At 68.7% G+C, this 20405-nt stretch carries 20 protein-coding genes, 1 tRNA gene and 1 pseudogene; 12 read left to right on the plus strand and 10 right to left on the minus strand.

Annotated elements, in window-relative coordinates; all coding sequences use genetic code 11:
• The first annotated feature begins 62 nt into the window (after positions 1-62).
• On the plus strand, positions 63-479 hold the full coding sequence (locus tag AB0E69_RS12360) for a VOC family protein (RefSeq protein WP_360143247.1): 417 nt from the start codon (positions 63-65) through the stop codon (positions 477-479).
• Here AB0E69_RS12360 and AB0E69_RS12365 read toward each other — a convergent pair.
• The 3 genes from AB0E69_RS12365 to AB0E69_RS12375 are packed head-to-tail and all read right to left on the minus strand — an operon-like array spanning position 453 to position 2858.
• Positions 453-1430, minus strand: coding sequence for an NAD(P)H-quinone oxidoreductase (locus AB0E69_RS12365; protein ID WP_360143249.1), 978 nt, complete (start codon positions 1428-1430; stop codon positions 453-455). The two genes, AB0E69_RS12360 and AB0E69_RS12365, sit on opposite strands and share 27 nt — an antisense overlap.
• Before the next feature lie 10 nt (positions 1431-1440).
• The gene (locus AB0E69_RS12370) at positions 1441-2289 is read right to left on the minus strand and encodes an aminoglycoside phosphotransferase family protein (protein WP_360143251.1); all 849 of its coding nucleotides are present in this window, start codon (positions 2287-2289) and stop codon (positions 1441-1443) included.
• 29 nt (positions 2290-2318) lie between these two features.
• Positions 2319-2858: an NTP transferase domain-containing protein gene (locus tag AB0E69_RS12375; RefSeq protein ID WP_360143253.1), complete on the minus strand. Its 540-nt coding sequence runs from the start codon at positions 2856-2858 to the stop codon at positions 2319-2321.
• A 178-nt stretch (positions 2859-3036) separates the two neighbouring features.
• Between AB0E69_RS12375 and AB0E69_RS12380 the strand changes: the two genes are divergently transcribed.
• The 4 genes from AB0E69_RS12380 to AB0E69_RS12395 all read left to right on the plus strand — a co-directional run bounded on the left by AB0E69_RS12380 (position 3037) and on the right by AB0E69_RS12395 (position 8204).
• Complete coding sequence (locus AB0E69_RS12380) at positions 3037-3822, plus strand: carbon-nitrogen hydrolase family protein (protein WP_360143255.1); 786 nt, start codon at positions 3037-3039, stop codon at positions 3820-3822.
• A 554-nt stretch (positions 3823-4376) separates the two neighbouring features.
• Positions 4377-5405, plus strand: coding sequence for an Rv2231c family pyridoxal phosphate-dependent protein CobC (cobC, locus tag AB0E69_RS12385; protein WP_360143257.1), 1029 nt, complete (start codon positions 4377-4379; stop codon positions 5403-5405).
• Positions 5406-5538: 133 nt separating this feature from the next.
• Positions 5539-6279: a hypothetical protein gene (locus tag AB0E69_RS12390; protein ID WP_360143259.1), complete on the plus strand. Its 741-nt coding sequence runs from the start codon at positions 5539-5541 to the stop codon at positions 6277-6279.
• Between the two features lie 791 nt (positions 6280-7070).
• The gene (locus AB0E69_RS12395; RefSeq protein ID WP_360143261.1) at positions 7071-8204 is read left to right on the plus strand and encodes a cupin domain-containing protein; all 1134 of its coding nucleotides are present in this window, start codon (positions 7071-7073) and stop codon (positions 8202-8204) included.
• Here AB0E69_RS12395 and AB0E69_RS12400 read toward each other — a convergent pair.
• Positions 8201-8740, minus strand: coding sequence for a GNAT family N-acetyltransferase (locus AB0E69_RS12400; RefSeq protein ID WP_360143263.1), 540 nt, complete (start codon positions 8738-8740; stop codon positions 8201-8203). The two genes, AB0E69_RS12395 and AB0E69_RS12400, sit on opposite strands and share 4 nt — an antisense overlap.
• 110 nt (positions 8741-8850) lie before the next feature.
• Here AB0E69_RS12400 and AB0E69_RS12405 point away from each other — a divergent pair, with 110 nt between their 5' ends.
• On the plus strand, positions 8851-9948 hold the full coding sequence (locus AB0E69_RS12405; protein ID WP_360143265.1) for a sucrase ferredoxin: 1098 nt from the start codon (positions 8851-8853) through the stop codon (positions 9946-9948).
• On the opposite strand, the gene AB0E69_RS12410 is transcribed toward AB0E69_RS12405, so the two are convergent.
• Entirely contained in the window at positions 9949-10542 is a 594-nt protein-coding gene (locus tag AB0E69_RS12410; protein ID WP_360143267.1) for a gamma carbonic anhydrase family protein, read from the minus strand.
• A 401-nt stretch (positions 10543-10943) separates the two neighbouring features.
• Between AB0E69_RS12410 and AB0E69_RS12415 the strand changes: the two are divergent.
• Positions 10944-12211: pseudogene (locus tag AB0E69_RS12415) on the plus strand (IS481 family transposase).
• Positions 12212-12269: 58 nt separating this feature from the next.
• On the opposite strand, the gene AB0E69_RS12420 reads toward AB0E69_RS12415, so the two are convergent.
• Both AB0E69_RS12420 and AB0E69_RS12425 read right to left on the minus strand, forming a co-directional pair.
• Positions 12270-13487: an MFS transporter gene (locus AB0E69_RS12420; protein ID WP_360143269.1), complete on the minus strand. Its 1218-nt coding sequence runs from the start codon at positions 13485-13487 to the stop codon at positions 12270-12272.
• 72 nt (positions 13488-13559) lie between these two features.
• Positions 13560-14798, minus strand: a complete 1239-nt coding sequence (locus AB0E69_RS12425; RefSeq protein ID WP_360143271.1) for an MFS transporter — start codon at positions 14796-14798, stop codon at positions 13560-13562.
• Positions 14799-14911: 113 nt separating this feature from the next.
• On the opposite strand from AB0E69_RS12425, the gene AB0E69_RS12430 reads away from it, so the two are divergent.
• From AB0E69_RS12430 to AB0E69_RS12445, 4 genes are all read left to right on the plus strand, one after another.
• Positions 14912-15000: transfer RNA gene (locus AB0E69_RS12430), tRNA-Ser, on the plus strand.
• 117 nt (positions 15001-15117) lie between these two features.
• On the plus strand, positions 15118-15801 hold the full coding sequence (locus AB0E69_RS12435; protein ID WP_360143273.1) for a hypothetical protein: 684 nt from the start codon (positions 15118-15120) through the stop codon (positions 15799-15801).
• A 56-nt stretch (positions 15802-15857) separates the two neighbouring features.
• Complete coding sequence (locus AB0E69_RS12440) at positions 15858-16697, plus strand: acyltransferase domain-containing protein (protein WP_360143275.1); 840 nt, start codon at positions 15858-15860, stop codon at positions 16695-16697.
• A 4-nt stretch (positions 16698-16701) separates the two neighbouring features.
• Positions 16702-17454: an alpha/beta hydrolase gene (locus AB0E69_RS12445; RefSeq protein ID WP_360143277.1), complete on the plus strand. Its 753-nt coding sequence runs from the start codon at positions 16702-16704 to the stop codon at positions 17452-17454.
• Here the strand turns inward: AB0E69_RS12445 and AB0E69_RS12450 are convergent.
• The 3 genes from AB0E69_RS12450 to AB0E69_RS12460 form a co-directional block, all read right to left on the minus strand.
• Complete coding sequence (locus AB0E69_RS12450) at positions 17429-17815, minus strand: hypothetical protein (RefSeq protein WP_360145895.1); 387 nt, start codon at positions 17813-17815, stop codon at positions 17429-17431. The genes AB0E69_RS12445 and AB0E69_RS12450 overlap by 26 nt on opposite strands.
• Positions 17809-18474 carry an anthranilate phosphoribosyltransferase gene (gene trpD, locus AB0E69_RS12455; RefSeq protein WP_360143279.1) on the minus strand — a complete coding sequence of 222 codons (666 nt, stop codon included), beginning with the start codon at positions 18472-18474 and terminating at the stop codon, positions 17809-17811. The genes AB0E69_RS12450 and trpD overlap by 7 nt, the downstream gene beginning before the upstream one ends.
• Before the next feature lie 139 nt (positions 18475-18613).
• Positions 18614-19384: a glycoside hydrolase family 16 protein gene (locus tag AB0E69_RS12460; protein ID WP_360143281.1), complete on the minus strand. Its 771-nt coding sequence runs from the start codon at positions 19382-19384 to the stop codon at positions 18614-18616.
• A 55-nt stretch (positions 19385-19439) separates the two neighbouring features.
• On the opposite strand from AB0E69_RS12460, the gene sigJ reads away from it, so the two are divergent.
• Positions 19440-20312, plus strand: a complete 873-nt coding sequence (gene sigJ, locus AB0E69_RS12465; RefSeq protein WP_360143283.1) for an RNA polymerase sigma factor SigJ — start codon at positions 19440-19442, stop codon at positions 20310-20312.
• Positions 20313-20405 lie beyond the last annotated feature (93 nt).

The following is a 20405-nucleotide window of genomic DNA, read 5'->3' on the forward strand; positions in this document are numbered from 1 at the left end:
GACAACTCTAGCAGGTATCTACTACAACTGTCGTACGACAGCTGTAGTAGTTAGGAGAATGTATGCAACCCGCGGCTTTTGGCGCGACGGTGGTGACCGCGCGGACTTCGGAGGTGGCCGCCTTCTACGCGCAGTACTTCGATCTGGAGATCGTGCTCGATCTCGGGTGGTTCATCACGCTGCGACGTGGTGAGGCGGACTGGGAGTTGGCGATCTGCGAACGCGGGCATGCGACCGTGCCCGCCGCCGTGTCGGCGCTCACGGACAGCACGAACGTCTTCGGGTTCATCGTCGACGACGTGGACAAGGTCGCGGCGGCAGTGGCCGAGGGCGGCGTACCGCTGGAGACCTCGGTGGTGACCGAGGTGTTCGGGCAGCGGCACTTCTTCGTCCGCGACCCCGAGGGGACGTGGATCGACGTGATCCAGCTGGTGGCGCCGGACCCGGACTGGTTAGAGAGTCAGCAGAATCTTGCCTAGGTGGCTCGACGCTTCCATCGCCTCGTGCGCTCGCGCGACCTCGGCGAGCGGGAACGTGGTGTGCACGACCGGGCGGACCTTCTTCTCCGCGATCAGCGGCCAGACGTGGCCGACGACCTCGGCGAGGATCCGGCCCTTGTCCTCGACCGAGCGGGACCGCAGCCCGGCGGCGATGATCGTGCCGCGACGGCTCATCAGCCGGCCGAGGTCGACCTCACCCTTCACGCCGCCCTGCATCCCGATCACCACGAGCCGGCCGTCGAAGGCGAGCGCCTTGACGTTGTCGGTCAGGTACTTCGCGCCGACGATGTCCAGGATCACGTCGGCGCCGGCGCCCTTGGTCGCCTCCTGGACTACCGAGGCCCACTCGGCTTCCTTGTAGTTGATCGCGACATCGGCGCCGAGCCGGGTGCAGAACTCCATCTTCTCCGGGCTGCCGACCGTGGTCAGCACCCGCGCGCCGTGCGCGACGCCGAGCTGGATCGCCATCGAGCCGATCCCGGACGAGCCGCCGTGCACGAGCAGGGTCTCGCCGTCCTTGAGATGAGCGGTCATGAAGATGTTCGACCAGACCGTCGCGACCACCTCGGGCAGGGCGGCCGCACTGACCAGGTCGAGACCGTCCGGGACCGGCATCACCTGCGGCACGGGTACGGCGACCTTCTCGGCGTACCCGCCACCCGCGAGCAGCGCGCAGCACTCGTCACCCACCGACCAGCCCTCGACCTCGGAGCCGACCGCGCTGATCCGGCCGGATACCTCGAGCCCGATCGTCCCGGGAGCGCCGGGCGGCGGCGGGTAGAACCCCTGGCGCTGCATCAGGTCGGCCCGGTTGACGCCCGCGGCGACAACGTCGATGACGACCTCGTCGACGGCCGGTTCGGGGTCGGGGATCTCGCCGATCTTCAGGACATCGATCCCGCCGGCTCCCTCACACACGACAGCTCGCATGGTGACCAACCTACCCGTCGCGGCTGACCAGCTCCTCGAGGTCTCCGGCGATGCTGTCGAGGTGAGCGGTCTCGCCTATCGAGTGGAACCAGTCCCATAGTTCGAGCGAGTGATAGAGGCGGTAAAGGTCGATCCGGTCCGGTGGCGTGGCGCCGTACCCGTCGTTGAGGCCTTGGAGCTTCTCGGCGTCGCCGCGGATCGAGTACTGGATGGTCTTGGCGAGGTCCAGCAGGGGATCGGCGGCGATCGCGTTCTCGACGTCGATGAAGCCGGTGACCTGCCAGGTCTCCGGATCCACGAGGATGTTGCCTTCGTAGAAGTCGTTGTGACACAGGACCGCTTGGCTGTTGGCCGCGAACAAGTGGGCATGTTTGTCGACATGCGCTGCCAGCTTGGCCTTCAGCGCTGGATCGCCGGCGAACTCGTCGAGCTTCTTCGCGAACTGGCGGCGCATGTACTGGTCGTTGTCCGGCAGCGGATCGAGAATCCGGTCGGTCAGGTAGCCGTACGCCGGCTGCTCGATGGTGTGGATGCGTTGCAGGAGCCGGCCCAGCTGCGTGTAGACCGCGCGCGGGTCGTCCGGCTCGACCTCCGACAACGGCATCCCGTCGAGTTTCGTGAGGATCGTGAAGGTGTCCCCGACGTACAGCACCTCGGGGACCGGCAGCCCGTCGAGCAGGCTGTACACGTGCACCTCTTTGGCCTGTTTCCACTGCCATTCCGGTGCGTAGACCTTGACGATCAGCGGATCTGCGCTGGTACGCACCTCGTAGACAGCGCTGAGTTGCCCGCCGGTGCGTTCGATGAGCTCGGTGACCTCGATGCCACAGGCCGCTTCGACCGTTGCCGCGATATCCACAGGTTCACGCTAGAAGCCGTGTCCACCGGTTAATCGTCGAAATCGGCCCAGGTGTCGACGTCGTCGCCGGCGTGGGTCGGGCTGCTCCATACCAGGTCCAGGTCGGCGAGCGTCCGCCGTACCGCTTTGTCTCTCGGGTCGCCGGTGCGCGCGATCGCCTCGGCCAGCGCCGTACGCCGGTACGCCGCCGCGAGCTGCTGCTCCCGGCCGTCGCGGTCCCGCAGGCCGTGTCCGTCGTGCTCGCCGAGGCCGTCGATCAGCTTGCTGACGTCGGCCTGTGTCAGCCAGGGGAGGTCGCAGCTCAGCAGCACCACGATCGGCGCCGTACCGTGCTGGAGGCCGGCCGCGATCCCGGCGACCGGACCGCCTTTTGGTGGGTCCTCCACGGTCCACTCGACCTCGCGGCAGGTCGTGCGGACCGGGCCGACGACGACGGTTGACTGCGCGTCGGCCGTCGCCGTCAGCACCCGGTCCAGCAGCGTCACACCGTCGAGCACCAGCATCGCCTTGTCCACCCCGCCGAATCGGGTGGACCCGCCCCCAGCGAGCACCAGCGCGTCGAACTCCACTGCTGAAGTGTCGCCGGGTTACTCCTTCGGCATCAACTCCGCCCGGCGTTGCCGCATCGCCTCGAGCTCCTCGACCGACAGCTCGGCGACCGCCTCGCGGCGCTGCTGCGCCGTCGAGGACGCCGAGCAGCTTCTGCTTCACCGTGAGGATCAAGTCCTTCTGGGGCACGATGGGGAGATGAGGATCGCCGTGGTGCAGACCGCCAGCAGCTACGACAAGGCTGCGAACCGTGCGCTGGTCTCCGAGGTTGTTGCTGACGCCGCCGCCTCCGGCCCGGACCTCGTCGTGCTTCCGGAGGCGATGATGTCGGACTTCGCGGTCGAGGGCGTCGCGGACGCGGCTGAACCCCTGGACGGGGAGTTCGTTGCGACCCTACGCAAAGCTGCTGTCGAGCACGGTGTGGCGATCGTTGCCGGGATGTTCGAACGCAGTTGCGACCAGAACCGGCCGTACAACACCCTGCTGGCTGTCGGTGCGGACGGCTCGCTGCTCGGCGCGTACCGCAAGATCCACCTGTACGACGCCTTCGGCTACAAGGAGTCCGATCAGCTGACCGCCGGAAACGTCGCGCCGGTGGTCGTGCAGGTTGCCGGCCACGCCGTCGGCCTGATGACCTGCTACGACCTCCGCTTCCCCGAACTGTCCCGCGCCCTCATCGACGCCGGCGCGGAGATCCTTGCCATCCCCGCCGCCTGGGTCCGCGGCCCCCTGAAGGAACACCACTGGACCACGCTCTTGACGGCCCGAGCCATCGAGAACACCTGCTACGTCGCAGCCGCCGCCCAAAACGGCAAGAAGTACTGCGGCCTCAGCCAAATCATCGACCCCCAAGGCATCCCCCTAGCCTCCGCCGGCGAATCAGACGGCCACGCAACAGCCGACTTCTCCCCCACCCGCCTAACCACGGTCCGCACCCAAAACCCCTCCCTCCAAAACCGCCGCTACATAGTCACCCCCCGCTAACTCCACCCTCCCGCCCACGTCCCCGCGCCCACCGTCCGCGCCCACGTCCCTCCGGACTCCCCGCCCACGTTCCCGTCCACGTCCCGGCCCACCTCCCACGCGGAGCCCGACGCGGCTCCCCGCCCACCTCCTGCCGACCATGTCGCGCCCGGCTCCCCGTCCCACGTTCCCGTCCATGTCCCGCCCCAACGTCCCGCCCACCTCCCGCCCGGTTCCCGACGTGGCTCCCCGCCGACCTCCCCCCGCCCACGTCGCGCCCGGCTCCCAGGTCACGTCCCCGGCTACCTCCCCGCCCACGTCGCGCCAGACTCCGGCTACGTTCCCGCCCACGTCTCCGCCCGGCGCCGCGCCCACCTCCGCGCCCACTTCCGCGCCCACTGCCCGCCACCGTCCCGCCCGGCTCCCCACCCACCATCCCCGTCCAGGTCCGGACCCTCCTGGCCCGGCTCCCCACCCGCCTCCCGGCCCGGCGGCACCTCGGTTGGGTTCGGTTGGCTGACCAGGGGGCGGACCGGGGGGTCCGAAATTGTTGTTGAGCGGTTAGCCTCCTGGGCGTGGTGGATGGGTATGAGCTGGAGCATCACGGCGACCTCGAGGTCGGCGACGGGCTGGTCGATCTCGCCGTCAACGTACGGGCCGAGACGCCGCCGGGCTGGTTGGTCGACGCGATCGCGTCGAGCCTGACGGACCTCGCGGCGTACCCGCGACAAGACGCAGCACTGGCCGCCGTCGCCGCGCGCCACGGAATCACGCCGTCGCGCGTGCTCCTGACAGCCGGCGCCGCCGAGGCGTTCGTACTAGCCGCGCGCGCCTTCCGCCCGCGTCACCCGGTGGTGGTTCATCCACAGTTCACCGAGCCCGAGGTCGCGCTGCGGTCGGCCGGGCACCTCGTCGACCGGGTGATCCTGCGACCGGAGGACAACTTCGTCCTCGACCCCGCCGCCGTACCGTCCGAGGCCGACCTAGTCGTCATCGGCAACCCGACCAACCCGACCTCCGTCCTGCACCCGGCCGACGACCTCCGCGAACTCGCCCGCCCCGGCCGGATCCTGCTGGTCGACGAGGCGTTCATGGACGCCGTACCCGGCGAACCGGAGTCGCTCGCCGCCGCCTCGATCCCGGGGCTCGTCGTCATCCGGAGCCTGACCAAGACGTGGGGGCTGGCCGGCCTGCGGATCGGGTACGTGCTCGCGGCCCCGAGTTTGATCGAACAAATGGCGGCGGTTCAGCCGCACTGGCCGGTGTCCACTCCTGCACTCGCGGCGGCCATTGCCTGCAGCAACGAGCGGGCGGTGACGGAGGCAGCTGCCGCGGCACTCGACATCGAACGGCAGCGTGACTATCTGCTGGACAAACTCGGTACGGTGCATGGCCTTTCGACGTACGGCGTGGCGCGCGCGCCCTTCGTGCTGGTCCGGCTCGCGGGAGCCGCTGTACTGCGGGAATCCCTTCGTGAGCAGGGATTCGCGGTCCGGCGGGGCGACACGTTCCCGGGCCTCGGACCGGACTGGTTGCGGGTCGCCGTACGGTCGCCGGACGTCACGGACGGCTTCGTGAAGGTGCTGCGAGACCTCGTTCGGTGACCGGCCGGGGAATCGAGTTGGCGCTGTAACGCTCGAGGGGTTTAGCTGGGCACCACTTTGCGCACAAGATGACCAGGGTGCCCGTTGTCACTGTCCTGGGCACGCTTCTGGCATTCGCGAAGGGAGCAGCACAATGGGTCTCAGCGACGACGACATGAACACCTCCTCCTCCGAGGGCGGCGAAGGCCTCGCCGACGGCGGCACCAACACAGGCGGCCACGACGGCGGCGCAGACGGCGGCGCCGGCGGGTACGCCGGTACCTCAGACGCCGGCGCTGACGGCGGTGCGGATGGAGGCGCTCGCGGCGAGGGCCTCGCGGACGGCGGCGCAAACACGGGCGGCCACGACGGCGGCGCAGATGGCGGTGCCGGCGAGGGCCTGGCCGACGGAGGAACGTCAGACGCGGGCGCTGACGGCGGTGCCGATGGTGGTACTGGCGGCGGCCTCGGCGAGGGCCCAGCGGACGGTGGAACGTCGGACGCGGGCGCTGATGGCGGTGCCGATGGTGGTGCTGGTGGCGAGGGTCTAGCGGACGGTGGCGCGAACACCGGCGGCCACGACGGCGGAGCAGACGGCGGCGCTGGCGGCTACTCGACCGAAGGCAACGACTCCCAAGCAGGCGGCTCCAGCGAAGGCGTAGCCGACGGCGGCACCTCAGACGCCGGCGCTGATGGCGGTGCCGATGGTGGGGCTGGTGGCGAGGGTCTAGCGGACGGTGGCGCGAACACCGGCGGCCACGACGGCGGAGCAGACGGCGGCGCAGGTAGTAGCGGCGAAGGCACCGCAGATGGTGGCGCCAACCAGAGCGGCCAGGACGGTGGCGCCGATGGCGGCGCAGACGGCGGCGCCGGCGGAAACTCCGGAAGCTGGTGACCTCCGTGCCGGACCCCGGGCCCCACCCGCCCCCCGCACCCAAAGCCAACCCCGGCACAGGTACAACCACGGACAGGGCAACGACAGAGGGCCCGGACCGGCCAACCCCCACCCCCGACGCACCCACCCCACCCCCCGCGACCACCCCACCCCACCCAACCGACGCCCCCACCACAACGCCCCCGCACACAGCCTCAACGACCCCGGCCCGGCACACCAACGCAACCGGTCCAGCTGGTCCGAGCGCGCCGGCCGGCGCGACCGACCCAGCCCACGCAACCGTCTTCGGCACCGCGACGGCCCCGGGTTCAGGTCTGGCCATGGAGGCAGCCAGGCCGGCCAACTCCAGCGCGGCTGGTGCGGCCGCGCCGCCCCACGCAGGCGACGTCGGGAATGCGACGGACCTGGGCTCAGATCTGGCGCCAGGCCCGGGTCGGCCAACTAACTCCAGCGCCGCGAGTGGTGCGCCCGGCTCGGCCCACGCGGCCGAAGTCGGCACCGCGGCGGTCTCGGGCACAGGTCCGGCACCGGACCCGACAGGGCCAACCAACTCAGCCGTCCCGGCTGGTGCGACCCCGGCCCACGCCACCGGCGTCGGCGCCGCGACGGATCCGGGCTCAGGTGTGGCAACGGACGTGGCGCGGGCGACCGACGCAACCAACTCCACCGACTCAACCGGCTCGGCTGGTGTGGTGGTGGGTGGGTTTGGTGGGGGTGAGCGGCCGGCGCTTCGGCGGTGTGTGGCGGGGGACTTGGGGGAGTTTGCGAGGTCTTACTGGGGTTCGCGGGCTTTGCTTTCGCGCGGGCCGGAGCTGCCGGCGCCGTACGACGACTTGTTCAGCCTCGGCGCGGTCGACGAACTCTTGTCTCGCCGTGGCCTTCGGACACCGTTCATCCGGATCGCCAAGAACGGTTCTGTCGTCGGCGACAACCAGTTCACCGGTGGCGCCGGAGTGGGCGCGGAGATCGGCGACCAGGTCCGCGACGACAAGGTGGCCGCGCTGTTCGCCGGCGGCCACACCGTCGTACTGCAAGCTCTGCACCGCACCTGGCCCGCACTGGTCGACTTCTCCACGCAGCTGTCAGTGGACGCGGGCCACCCGGTACAGATCAACGCGTACATCACCCCACCCAAGTCCCAAGGCTTCTCCGCGCACTACGACGTACACGACGTATTCGTCCTCCAGGTAGCCGGCGAAAAACACTGGACCGTCCGCGAACCGGTCCACGTAAACCCCCTCCGCAACCAGCCCTGGAACGACCACGCCCAAGCGGTCGCCGCGGCCGCCCGCGACAACGCCCCCGTGATCGACGAAGTACTCCGCCCAGGCGACGCGCTCTACGTCCCCCGCGGCTTCCTCCACTCCGCCAAGGCCCTAGGCGGAGTCAGCGCGCACCTCACCATCGGCCTCCACACCCTCACCCGCTACCTGATCGTCCAAGAACTCGCCGCCCTAGCCGCGAACCAGCCCAACCTCCGCACGGCTCTGCCCCTGGGCTTCGACCCCGGCAACCCGGACGACCTCCGCCAGATCCTCCCCGAGGTCGTCCGACTCCTGACGACCGAAATCGAGTCGACCGACCTCGACGCGTTGGCCGCCCGCCTCCGCCGACGCACCTGGTCCGGCAACCGCCCCGCGCCCCTGGCCCCGCTGGCCCACGCGGCATCGATCGCCTCACTGGCAGTCGGCACAACAGTCCGCCTTCGAACCGGCCTCCGCTGCCGCCTGATCCCAGGCGAACCGCTTACCCTCCAGCTCCCCGACCGAACCATCACGTTCCCCTCCACAACCGCCGAAGCCCTCACCGCCCTGACCTCCGGCGCCGACTGCAAGGTAGGCACCCTCCCCGGCCTACCCCCCACCGACCAGCTAGTCCTAGTCCGCCGCCTCCTAACCGAAGCAGTCCTAACCGCCGTCCCCTAATCCCGAGCATGGCCGGTACGCACCGGCGGGATGGTGTGTTGCCAGATGGCGAGGGGGTACGTGCGGGCTTTGTCGGTGACTGTTTCGAGGGGGTGGTCTGTTGGGTGGAAGCCGGCTGAGCGTGCTACCGCGATGCTTGGCAAGTTGTTCGGCTCGATCTCCAGGATCAGGCGACGTACTCCGGCGACCTCATGCGCGTGCTGCGTCACCGCCGTCAGCGCCCGTACTCCGAGTCGCTGTCCCCGATGGGGTGCACCGACGATGTAGCCGATCCCGCCGGTCACCTGGTTCAACAGGATCTCTCCGAGCGGCCGCTGTCCATCTGTTGTGATCGCCCAGTGGAGCCGCTTGCCGTTCGCGTGCGCTTCCCGAGCGCTTGCCAGGTACTTCCGGGCGGCCGATTCGTCGAACGGTGATGGTAGTGGTGTGCGGTAGGCAACCTCGGCGTCGTCGAACAGCGCTTGCATGGCTGCGAGGTCGTCCTCGGTCCACTCCCGCAGCACCAATCCTTCCGCCTCGATTCGGGGAAAGCTCATCAACCGTCCTGTCTGTCGGTACTCCGGTCGCGCGCTGGGTACTCAAGCGCGTGAGACCGCGGCTGTAGTTGAAGCTCGCAACAGTATTCTCGGGAGGTGTGGAGCGGCCTGTGATCAGATATCGGCCAGAAACTGGCTGTGCGGCACTGGCTGACCTCCGTCACGACTCCCTCATCGCGTCCGCCCCACCCGCCGAACGCTGGCTTCTCATCGAGTCCCACACCCCATGGCCCCGCCAAGCCCTCACCGCCCTCCACCGCGAGACTCCTCAGCTCACACCGGCCCAGCTCACACTGCCCCAGCTCACACCGCCCCACCCCGCAACGCCCCAGCAACCGACAGCCGCGCAGGATCCACCGTCAGCGCAGCCCCAAACAGCCGCCCCACAGGCGGCCACCCCCGCGCAGGCAGGCGTCCCCGCGCAGGCAGGCGTCCCCGCGCAGGCAGGTGCTCCGGCGCCGGCGGGTGTTTCCGGGCGGCTTGGGGATGAGGTTGTGCGGTTGTGTCGGCGGCTTGGGTATCGGGCGGTGCTGATTCGGCGGTACGGGCGGGTGGATCGGACGCGGCCGCGGCGGTGGGGGATCGTGGACTCTCGGCCAGGGCATGAGTCGATCCGCTGGGGTGAACTGCCCACGGACGAGCACCTGCTCGACGTGCTCGCGGGCAGAGACCCAGGGACCGTCAGCCATGAACCGGTCTACCTCGTCTGCACCCACGGGCGTCACGACGCGTGTTGTGCTGTCCGCGGGCGTCCCGTCGCCGCAGCATTGGCGGCCGCGTATCCCGAGCGGACCTGGGAGTGCAGCCACATCGGCGGCGATCGTTTCGCCGCGAACATCGTCGTACTCCCGCACAGCCTCTTCTACGGGCACGTCCCACCAACCCGCGCAGTCGAGCTCGCCAAGCAGTACGACCAGGGTGTCGTCGTACCCGATCTCCTCCGTGGATCAGGTGCGTTCATCCCGCCCGTCCAAGCGGCCCAGCACTTCGCCCGCGCGGCCGGTCACTCACCAGCCCTCGGCAACCTCCTTCCGCAATCCGTCGAGGAACTCCGCAACCACCACTGGCGCATCGTCCTCGCATCCACCAACGGGCAACTCACCGTCGAGGTATCAGCCCACCTCGACAGCGTCGACGCGCGCCTCACCTGCGCAGGCTCGACCCCGTCGCAGATCCGGCGGTTCGAGCTTCACACCCTCACGACCTGATCAGTCGATCAGCCGGTCGTCAGCGTGCGCGCCGAAGTACCGCGACTGACGCGCCATGATCTCGCGCAGGGGTGTGTCCCGAGGTACGCCGTACACCGTGCCGGGAAAGTCCAGCTCGCGTTGGACCTGCCAGAGCTCGTCGTGCCGGTCGGGCGAGAAGAGCTGAGCCGGGTTGCCGGCGGCGATCCAGCCGATCGGGAGGACCGCGCCTGCGTCCAGGTGCGAGTTGACGTGCAGCACGCTGTTGATCCGAAGCTCCGCGCCAGCGCCGGCAACGGAACCGGGGAACAACGCGGCGCCCGTGGCGATGAAGACTTCGTCCTCGACCGTGGCGCCGTTCACGTGTGCATGGGGACCTACCAGGACCGCGTTGCCGATCAGCGTGGGATGACGGGCCCGGCCGCGCACCAGGGCGTTCTCCATCACCACACTGTTCTCACCAAGCCGGACCTCGCCGTCCTCCGCGGTCAGCACCGCACCGTGCAGGACTCTGCTGCCCTCGCCAAGGACGACGGCGCCGCAGAGCACGGCCGATGGGGCTACGTAAGCGGACTCGGGCACGACCGGTCGGCGGCCGCGGTGTTCCAGGAGCATGTGCTGTGTCCTTCCGTCGCGTGATCACCTCGCTTCCAGCTTGTACCAGGTCGATGTTTGCGGATTCTCCACAGCCCGGGCCCTCACAACCCGGGCGGCGGTGCCCGGCGGCCGTCCACATCGAGGTGGGAGGCTCGGCCCTCGAGCAATCCGGGGTGGAGAACCACGAACTGCGAGAACACTAGAACAGATGTTCGATCAGATGCAACGCATCCTGACACCTCAGTGTCATGTCGCAGGACATCGGTGACGGTTCTGTGTCAGGACATCGGTGACACATCCGGGGTGCTTGGTGGTGACACTTCTGGCTTCTTTGAGCGGTGCCGACCGCTTATGAGCCTGTTGATCCTCGTGTCCGTCTCGCGATCGTCCGGTGGCCCGATGACGCGCCGCGCGGGGCGGTGACGGCGTTCTGCGCCGAGCATCAGCTCTCCCGCAAGACGTTCTATGCGATCCGCGCCAGGGTCCGTATCGACGGTGCGGCTGCGGCACTGGAGCCTCGCAGCCGGCGACCGAACACCAGCCCGGCCAAGCTCGGCGACGAGGTCAAGAAACAATCCCTCGGTGTCCGTGCGGCGCTGGAGTCCTCCGGGCTGGACCATGGGCCGGTCAGCGTGCACGACAAGATGCGTGCGATGGGCCTGGAGGTTGTGCCGTCGGTCGCGTCGCTGGCCAGGATCTTCCGCGAGGCAGGCGTGGCGCGGCTGGAGCCGCGGAAGAAGCCGAGAGCGGCATGGCGGCGGTTCGTCTACCCAGCACCCAACGCCTGCTGGCAACTCGACGCCACCGAGTACGTGCTCACCGGTGGGCGCAGGTGTGTGGTCTTCCAGCTCATCGACGACCACTCCCGCTACGCGGTCGCCTCCCATGTCGCGTGGGGCGAAACATCCGAGGCCGCGATCGTCGTGGTCGACAAGGCCGTGGCCGCCCATGGCGTGCCGCAACGGCTGCTGTCGGACAACGGGTCCGCGCTCAACCCGTCGCGCCGTGGGCTCCTGGGCCAGCTCGTCGTCCACGTGATGGCCCTGGGCGTCGAGCCGATCACCGGCAAGCCCTACAAGCCGACCACCCAGGGCAAGAACGAACGCTTCCACCAGACGCTGTTCCGCTACCTCGACAAACAACCGCTCGCCGCGACGCTCGACGAACTGCAGGCCCAGGTCGACACCTTCGACCACATCTACAACACCCAACGCCCCCACCAAGGACTGCCCGGCCGGGTCACACCCCTGACCGCCTGGGAAGCCACCGCGAAGGCCGAGCCGCCACGCCCCACACACGACCTTCCCCGTCGCCCCAACCGCCCCGCCAGCCGCCCCCGACCACCTCTCGCACCGGCGCCCACCGACCTGCCCACCGACCTGCCCGACGACCTGCCCGACGACACCGTCGTCAAGAAACTGACCCCCGCCGGCATGTTCTACCTAGACAAGGTCCAATACCTGGTCGACGGGCGCCGCGGCTTCCAGCAGGTCCTCGTCATCAGCGCCGGCAACAAGGTCGGCGACAAGATCACCGTCACCGACCTGCAAGGAGAGATCCTCATCGAACACATCCGGCCCGCACCCGGCATCACCTATGTCGGCAACGGCAGACCACCCGGACCACGCACCGACAAGCCGCGAACGTCACCGAAGTCCTGAGACATCAACTGTCACCGATGTCCTGATGCAGAACTGTCACCCATGTCCTGAGACATCACATCCTGACACCTCAGCAAAAGCGGCTCAGATCCGCGCAGAGCTCAACCGTGGAGCCGTCCGAGCCACCACCAGGAAGGTCGCGGCCGCGATCAGCGCCAGCCCGGCGAGCAACACCCAAGGAAGCTCGTGATGCACCTCGAACAGCAGCGCGAAGAACCCCGGCGCCAGCACGCTCGAGAACGCAAAGGAGTACTGCCAGTACGACAGGTACTTCCCCCGCCCGACCACCGGCGAGACAGCAGCCGACAACGCGTTGTTCGTCGCCGCATGCAGCAGGTCGGCAAACGCATAGCATGCCGTCGCCAGCACAAGCACCGGCACCACCCACCCTGCCGAGATGTGCACCTGCAACGCCATCAGCAGCGCCCATGCCGCGTAGGTGACACCAGCGACCACCATGACGTCGGTACGCCGTCGCCGCTCGGCGTGCCGTACGACGAGCGTCTGGCCGGTCGCCAGCACCACAGAGGTCGCTGCGATCAGCACCCCGACCAACCACTTGGGCACAGTCAGCGCCTCGGTCACGTAGACCGGTACGCCGACCCCCAGCATCATCGTGCACATAGCCAGGAGCGTGTTGGCCGCAATGAGCACCAGGAACGTCCGGTCTTTCCGCAGCAGCGGCGCCGGCCCACTGTCCTGGTGTGTCCGCTGGTGGTGCGACGGGTGCAGCCGCAGCAGCAGCACTCCGGCCAGGTAGAACGTCACCGCGTTCAGCGCCATAGCGAACAGGAACGGTGCGTCCCCACCGATGGCCAGCAGCCAGCCGGCCAGCAGTGCGCCGAGCGCGAGCCCGCCGGCCTGCATCATCCCGCCCAGACCGAACCACTTGTCTCGCTCGCCCTCGTCGGCGACGTCAGCGAGCAGGCTGAAGATCGCCGACCAGAACACCCGCTGTCCGGTCGTGGTCACCAGCGAGCACAGGAACAGCAGCCACAGCGACCGGCCGAAGAAGAACCCGGTGAACGCAACCCCCTGCGCGAACTGCGCCGCCATCACGAGGTTCCGCGGCCCGACCCGGTCGATCACCACGCCGACCGCTGCGGGCGCGGCGATCGAGAACAGCGTCGCGATCGTCAGCATGAGACCTGCCGTGCCGAGCGGGATGTCGGCAACCTTGTTGAAGAAGAGCAGCAGCAGCGGACCGGCGCACCCGCCGCCGAACGAGTCGATCGCCAGCGCCGCCAGCAGCGGTACGCGGCCGCGGACGTTCGGGAGGCCGAGGGACGCGGCTGCGGGCATGTCTCCTCGCTCCCATCGTTCGTCGGCGGCTGGCAGACGATAGCAATCGCGTGCCGTGCCAGCCAGCGGATATCAGTCGGTCACCGGCTCCCGCCGTACCGAGATGTTGCGCAACGGACGCCAGGCGACTGCGGTGACCACCACCATTGCAGCGCACGCGATGGCAAACGGAGCAGCCAGCCCGAAGCGCTGCGCCAGTACGCCGCCGAGCCCGGAGCCGATCGCCGCGCCGCCGACCGATGCGAGCAGGTACACGCTGTTGACTCGACCCATCAGCGGTTCCGGCGTCGCCAGCTGACGAGCAGTGGTCGAGACGATGCCCCACACGACCGCATGTACCCCGAAGACGGCCATGGTGGCTCCAGCGACCCACGGGCTCCGAGTGAGCGCCAGGACGAGGTGCACGGCCGTTTCGATCACCAGCCCGGCGCGTAGCAGAGTCAGCGAGCCCACGCGCGGCTCCAGCAGGTGGTACGTCGGCATGCCGAGCACACCCCCGACAGCGCCGACGGAAACGAGCAGGCCGAACTGTGTCTCGGTCAAACCGAGCCGCTCCCGCGCAAACAGCACCCAGGTAGCGAAGGCGGCGCAGAAGGTGATGTTCATGACCAGGATGGACAGAGCGAGCGTCCGTACGCCCGCGTGGTGCCACAACCAATGCACGCCTTCCCGCACCTGGCTCCAGAGCGCCGTAGGCGTCGCAGCGTCAGGCAGCGGCGGGCGTACGGCGACACGTGCGATCAGCGCGGCCGCTGCGAGGAACGTGACCGCGTCGAATACCAGCGGCACACCAGCTCCAACAGCGAACAGCAGCGCACCCAGCGGAGGCCCGCCCAGTTGCTGCAGCACCGTGCCGCTGGCGAACAGACGCGCATTGGCCTTCCCCAGGTGCTCCTTGGGTACTGCGCTCACCAGCAGTGCGCCGGCCGCGTTGTCCGCCAACGTCTCCGCCGTGCCGAGCAGGAAGAGTGCCAGGTAGACGGCCCAGAGCGGCGGCATGCCAAACAGCACTACTGCGCCGAGCGAGGCCAGTACCAACCCACGAAAGGTGTCAGCGGCAACGATCACCGCGCGTCGATCGAGCCGGTCCACCAACGCCCCGCTGAACAGCGCGAACAGCAACCAGGGCAGCTGCTGGACAAACGCTGCAGCGCCCACCGCTGCCGGCGCGGACGTCATGGACGCGACCAGCAGCGGCCCGGCCGCCAGCATGGCCCCGTCGCCCAGATTGGAGATGATCGTCGCCGGCCAGATCCGTCGGAAGTCGCGCCCCAGCCCCGCCGGAACCAACCACCCAGCAAGCCCAGCCATCCGACACTCCCCGGTGACAAGTCCGACGAGCTCGGACCCTATCGCCGCTCCCCGGCCCCCGCACTCCGTTTCCCCCACCACCACCTGCGCTATCCTCGACGCTCGGCACACCAGGAGGGCTCGCATAGTGGCCGAGTGCGCTGGTCTTGAAAACCGGTATGGCGGGTGACCGTCATCGTGGGTTCGAATCCCACGCCCTCCGCTTAGTGGTGGTGACTCCGGGTGGTGTTAGGTTCGCGGGGTGGTTGATACTCCGCTTCCGCCTGCTGTGGAGGAGTTGGTCCGGTGGTATCGCGGTCGGGCCGACGGGTTGGGTTGGATGTACGGCCAGGGGTCGGTGATCACTGGGCTGGCTGACGACTCGGATCTCGATCTGATCCTGGTCTGGGACGAGGGGGTGCCCAGGGAGCCGACGCTGGAGCAGCAGTCCAAGTTGACTGCGCATGGCGAGCTGGCGCTGAAGCGGTCCGAGCTCGGTGGGTATGCGGTTGATCTGATGCATGTGCCCAAGCGGGTGCTCGACGGGTGGCTGGACGAGCTCGAGCAGGGCAACGGCTACACCGGCAACGCGTGGCCGCTACCTGTGTACGTCGCTGCTGGGCTGGCCGAGTCGAAGCTGCTGGTCGATCCGACCGGGCTCGGAGAGCAGTACCGCGAGCGGGTCCGGACGCCCGCACCTGCGGTCGTCGACGGGGTACGGCGACAGCTCGAAACGGCGACGCCGACGTACCTGAAGGAGCTCGACCGGGCGTCTGCCTGCGACAACCGGTGGCTGCACGCGAACCTGTCCGTCGAGCTGCACAAGCTGACGTACATGGCGTGGTTCCTGGCCGAGGGGCACTACCCGCCGTTTCCGAAGTACCTCTCGCAGTGGTACGAGCGTTTCGGGATGGACCGGTCGATCAGGGACCTCGAGGGGGCGTACTGGACGATCACCGACCCAGGCGAGGCGACCGGCGTGCTCCAGGCGCTGGTGACAGCAGTGCTCGAGCTGGACTCGTAGGGACCGTCGGCGCTGCTGCCGAACGCGTCGGGTTCTCTGGACCTGCGCTGGAGTGGTTGCGGAGCCTACGGGTAGGCGACGGCCTGCCGGATGATGTCGACGGGTGGCTGACGTACTGCGGGGTCAGTGACGCGGACCGACGAGACATGCTTGCCGCCCGGCCCGAGGTGGGGTCGGAGTGGTCGTCTGAGGTGGGGTTGTTCGCGTGGGCCTGGGCGTTGCTGGCCGGGCTGCCGCGGCTCAGGGACCTGCACGCTCGGAGGGGTGTGCCGGATGAGGTGACGCGAGCGACCGTCAGCATGCTCGGTGGGGTCATGGGGACGCATCGGCAGGTGACTGGGCGCGCCGGCGTTGGACTGCTTGAGCTGTGGTCGCCGCCGCTGCGCATGCGGGGAGCGGAGTACGAGATCGGGCGGCTCGCGTTCGGTCGCGCGCACCTGGGGCTCGGGGACGGGGTGTCGGGGTACGTGCTGATGGTGCACATCCCGCCGGGCGGATCGCTCGATGCGCGGGCGGCGGAGGAGTCGATTCAGGTAGCGGCCACGTCGTTCAGGCAGTGGTACCCGGAGGAGCCCATCAGCGGATTCGTCTGCTCGTCCTGGTTGCTGGACCCGCAGCTGGCCGAGTACCTGGGACCAGAGTCCAACATCGTCCGGTTCCAGCAGCGCTTCGACCTCTTGCCGCTGCTCCCACCGGACGACCACAGCGACGGCGACCGTGAGCTCATGAGCCTCGGTCTCCATCTACAAGAGCCGGACCACCCGCTGACGGAGGACGATCTGGCTCAGATACCCCAGGACACCACTCTGCAGCGCGCGTTCGTGGCGCACCTGCGCGGCGGGCGGCACTGGTATCAGCGCACGGGGATGCTCAAGGGACACGGTCTGGCAGGGTGATGGGATGGAGTTGAGGATTCCGGTTGGGCCGGATGAGTTGTGGACCGAGCATCTCGCTGGTGACGGCGTGCCGATTGTGCTGCTGCACCCGGGTATCGGTGACTCGCGTGTCTGGGACCTGGTGGTGCCAGGACTCGACGGACGGCGACTGGTCCGGTACGACGTCCGCGGTTACGGCCGGTCGTCTGCGCCGACGACCGAGTTCTCCCTGCTCGACGACCTCGTCACCGTGCTCGACCAACTCGCGCTGGACCGTGTCCAGCTGGTCGGCTGCTCCATGGGCGGCAGTACTGCGCTCAGCCTCGCGCTGACTCACCCCGAACGGGTGCACAGCCTCGTCCTGCTCTGCCCCGGCCTCCCTGGCTTCCCCTGGCCCGAGGAACCCGAGCTGGATGCCCAGTTCGAAGCGCTAGCCGCCAAGAGAGACGTCAACGGCATGGTCAGCCTCGGCTTGCAGATCTGGGCCGCCGCCGGAGACGACCCCGCCGCCAGAGCCCAGTTGGAGGCCGCCGCGCCGGCCTGGCTGCACCAGGACGCTTTCCTGAAGCCCGATCCGCCCGTCTACGACCGCCTGACCGAGGTCAAGGCACCTACCGCAGTGATGGTCGGCGACAAGGACCGCCCGATCCTCGCCGCCGTAGCAGGCGCCATCGTCGCCCGCATCCCCAACGCCGAGTTCATCTGGCTCCCCGGCGCCGACCACCTCCCCAGCCTGCGCACCCCGCAACAGGTCACCGAGACGATCCTGAGGTACTAGTCCAGCGGTCCAGCAGGTCCGCCGTACGTCCGCTGTCTACGGCGGTGCGGCAGTGCTCGAGGCAGTCGGCCATGACGTCGAGTAGTGGGCCGGAGTGCAGTGACAGCGTGGACAGGGCGGCTGCTGCGTTGAGGAGTACGACGTCTCGGACTGGAGAGTGGACGCCTCGGACCAGGGCGCGGAGGAGCTGTGCGTTGTAGGCGGCGGTACCGCCACGGAGGTCGGCTAGGGACGAGGGGCGCAGGCCTAGGGAGCGAGGGTCGAAGACTGTCTCCGTTGCTGTGCCGGAGTGGACCACCCAGAGGCGCGAGTAGCCAGTAGTGGTCAGCTTGTCGAGGCCGTCGTCGCCGCGGGCTACCAGGGCGGTTTCCCTTGCTGGGCTAGTGCACCAGCCAGGACAGGCAGCATCAGAGGGTTGGCGACGCCCACCAGTTGGTGCTGTGGGTCGGCTGGGTTGAGCAAGGGAGCCAGTACGTTGAAGGCGGTGGGGACGGCGAGCTCACGACGTACCACGGCCACATGGCGGAGCGCCGGGTTGAAGCGTGGTGCGAACAGGTAGGTCAGGCCGACCTCAGTAGCGACCCGTGCGGCCTCGGTGGCCGACAGGTCGAGCGGTACGCCGAGGTGCTCGACCAGGTCACCAGAGCCGCCGGCCGAAGAGGACGCAGCTCGTCCGCCGTGCTTCACCACGGTCACCCCGGTCGACGCGGCCACGACCGCAGCCATCGTCGAGACGTTGACCGCACCGGTACGGTCGCCGCCGGTACCGACGATGTCCACGAACGGTCCGGCGATCCGCACCGGGGTCGCGTGCGAGCGCAGTACGTCGGCCAGGCCGACCAGCTCGTCGGCGGTCTCGCCCTTGGCCCGCAGGGCGATCAGGAAGCCGGAGATCTGCGCCGGGGAGACCAGGCCGAGCACCAGCTGGTCCATGGCCCAGGCGGTGTCCGTCGCCGACAGGTCGGAGCCGGCCAGGAGTGCGGAGATGAGCCCGGACCAGGTCCGGAGTGTTGTTGCCATTGGCAAATCCTCGAGATTGACCTCGAGGAGACATGACGAACGGCCGCCTCGAAGGAGACGGCCGGGTGGGGTACGCGCGGAATCAGGCCGTCAGGTCGACGGCCCACCACATGCTCGCGCGCTGGAACATGGCACCACCCTACCCAGAGCCGCGGACGTAGTCGACGACGAAGGTCGGCACGTGGTCACCACCGCCGAGCGAAGGGAAGTCGAAGACCGCCAGCATCAGCTGCATCGGGTACGTCGGTGCGCCCTGGCAGCTGCGGATCGCGACCCCGTCGACCGAGAACGTCGCCGTACCGTCGCCCCACCGGACCGCATAGGTGTGGAACTCGCGCAGGTCGAGCGGCAGCCGCACCGCCTCGAAGTCCTGCGGGACAGCTGGGTCGCGGATGGTCTTGAGGCCCATGCCGACCGCTGCGGACTCTCCGGGCACCAGTGCGTCACCGAAGACCTCCATCACGCAGATCTCACCGCACCGGTCCGGCTGGTCCTCCAGTCCGACCATCCAGAGCGACACCATCGACCGTGGACTCAGGTCGGCCTTTGCTCGGAGCTCGACGTACCCACCGGCCGGTGTCCAGCCCCAGAACGGCTCCTGCTGCTCGCGGACGGTCAGGCCGTCGCGGTACGGCTGCTGACCGACCGTGCTGCCCACTGGGCCTGAGTAGTTGCCCGACTGGATGCCAGACACCCGCAGGTCCGGTTGGTGGTCGCCCTCGCACCACAGGCCCTGGCTGGTGGGGATGCTGAGCGTCAGGCAGGAGTCAGCGAGCTGGTACGTCGCTGCCGACGCCGCACGCGAGCTCCACTGTGGGAGGTAGTACGGCGACCAGGTGGAGTCGTCGAGTGACGGGGCGTCGAAGTCGTCGTGGAACGCCTGGTCTGACATGAACTCATGATCCGCCATGTCACATCATGGTGCTCGCATTCGTCAGAGCGGTGAGAGACAGGAGAAGGCATCTGTGGACGACCACGAGCAGCTGGCGCGGCAGTTCGAGCAGAACCGCGGGCACCTGCGGGCAGTCGCGTACCGGATGCTGGGGTCGCTGTCCGAGGCCGAGGACGCCGTACAGGAGGCCTGGCTGCGGCTTAGCCGGACCGACGTGAGCGACGTCGGCAATCTGGGCGGCTGGCTGACCACTGTGGTGTCCCGGCTCTGCCTGGACATGCTGCGCAGCCGCAAGTCGCGTCGAGAGGACGCGCTGGACACCTACGTACCGGATCCGATCGTCCACCAGGGGCCGGAGGACGAGGCGGTCCAGGCAGACGCGGTCGGGCTGGCGCTGCTCGTCGTACTCGAGACGCTGTCGCCGGCGGAGCGGTTGGCGTTCGTGCTGCACGACATGTTCGGGGTCGGGTTCGACGAGATCGCGCAGATCGTGGACAAGTCGCCGGCGGCCACCCGGCAGCTGGCGAGCCGGGCGCGGCGGCGGGTGCAGGGTGCGCCGGCCAGCGACGGGGACGTGAGTCGGCAGCGAGCGATCGTCGAGGCCTTCATGGCGGCGTCGCGCGGTGGGGACTTCGCGGCGCTGCTGGCGCTGCTGGATCCGGACGTCGTACTGCGTGCCGACGCGGGCGCGGCGAGTGCGGACTTCGCGGGCCCGGCGGTGTCCAAGCTGGTCCGGGGCGCCCGTGCTGTGGTCGAGCAGGCGCTGATGTTCAGCCGGATGACGCCGTACAACTCGATCGCCACCATCAACGGCGAGCCCGGCGTCATCACGGTCGTCAACGGCCGCCTGATGGGCGTCATGGCCTTCACCGTGACCAACGGCAAGATCACCGAACTAACCATCCTCGCCGACGTAGACCGCCTCAGAAACCTCCCAGCAACCTGACCAACCACGCCGCCTCCAACTCGATCAGGAAAGTTTGGTGGGGGTGTCAATCTCGGTGGGGCTCGCTCGACGTACAGGTAAGAGCAGGTACGG

This window comes from Kribbella sp. NPDC026611, assembly GCF_040638345.1.
GTDB lineage: Bacteria > Actinomycetota > Actinomycetes > Propionibacteriales > Kribbellaceae > Kribbella.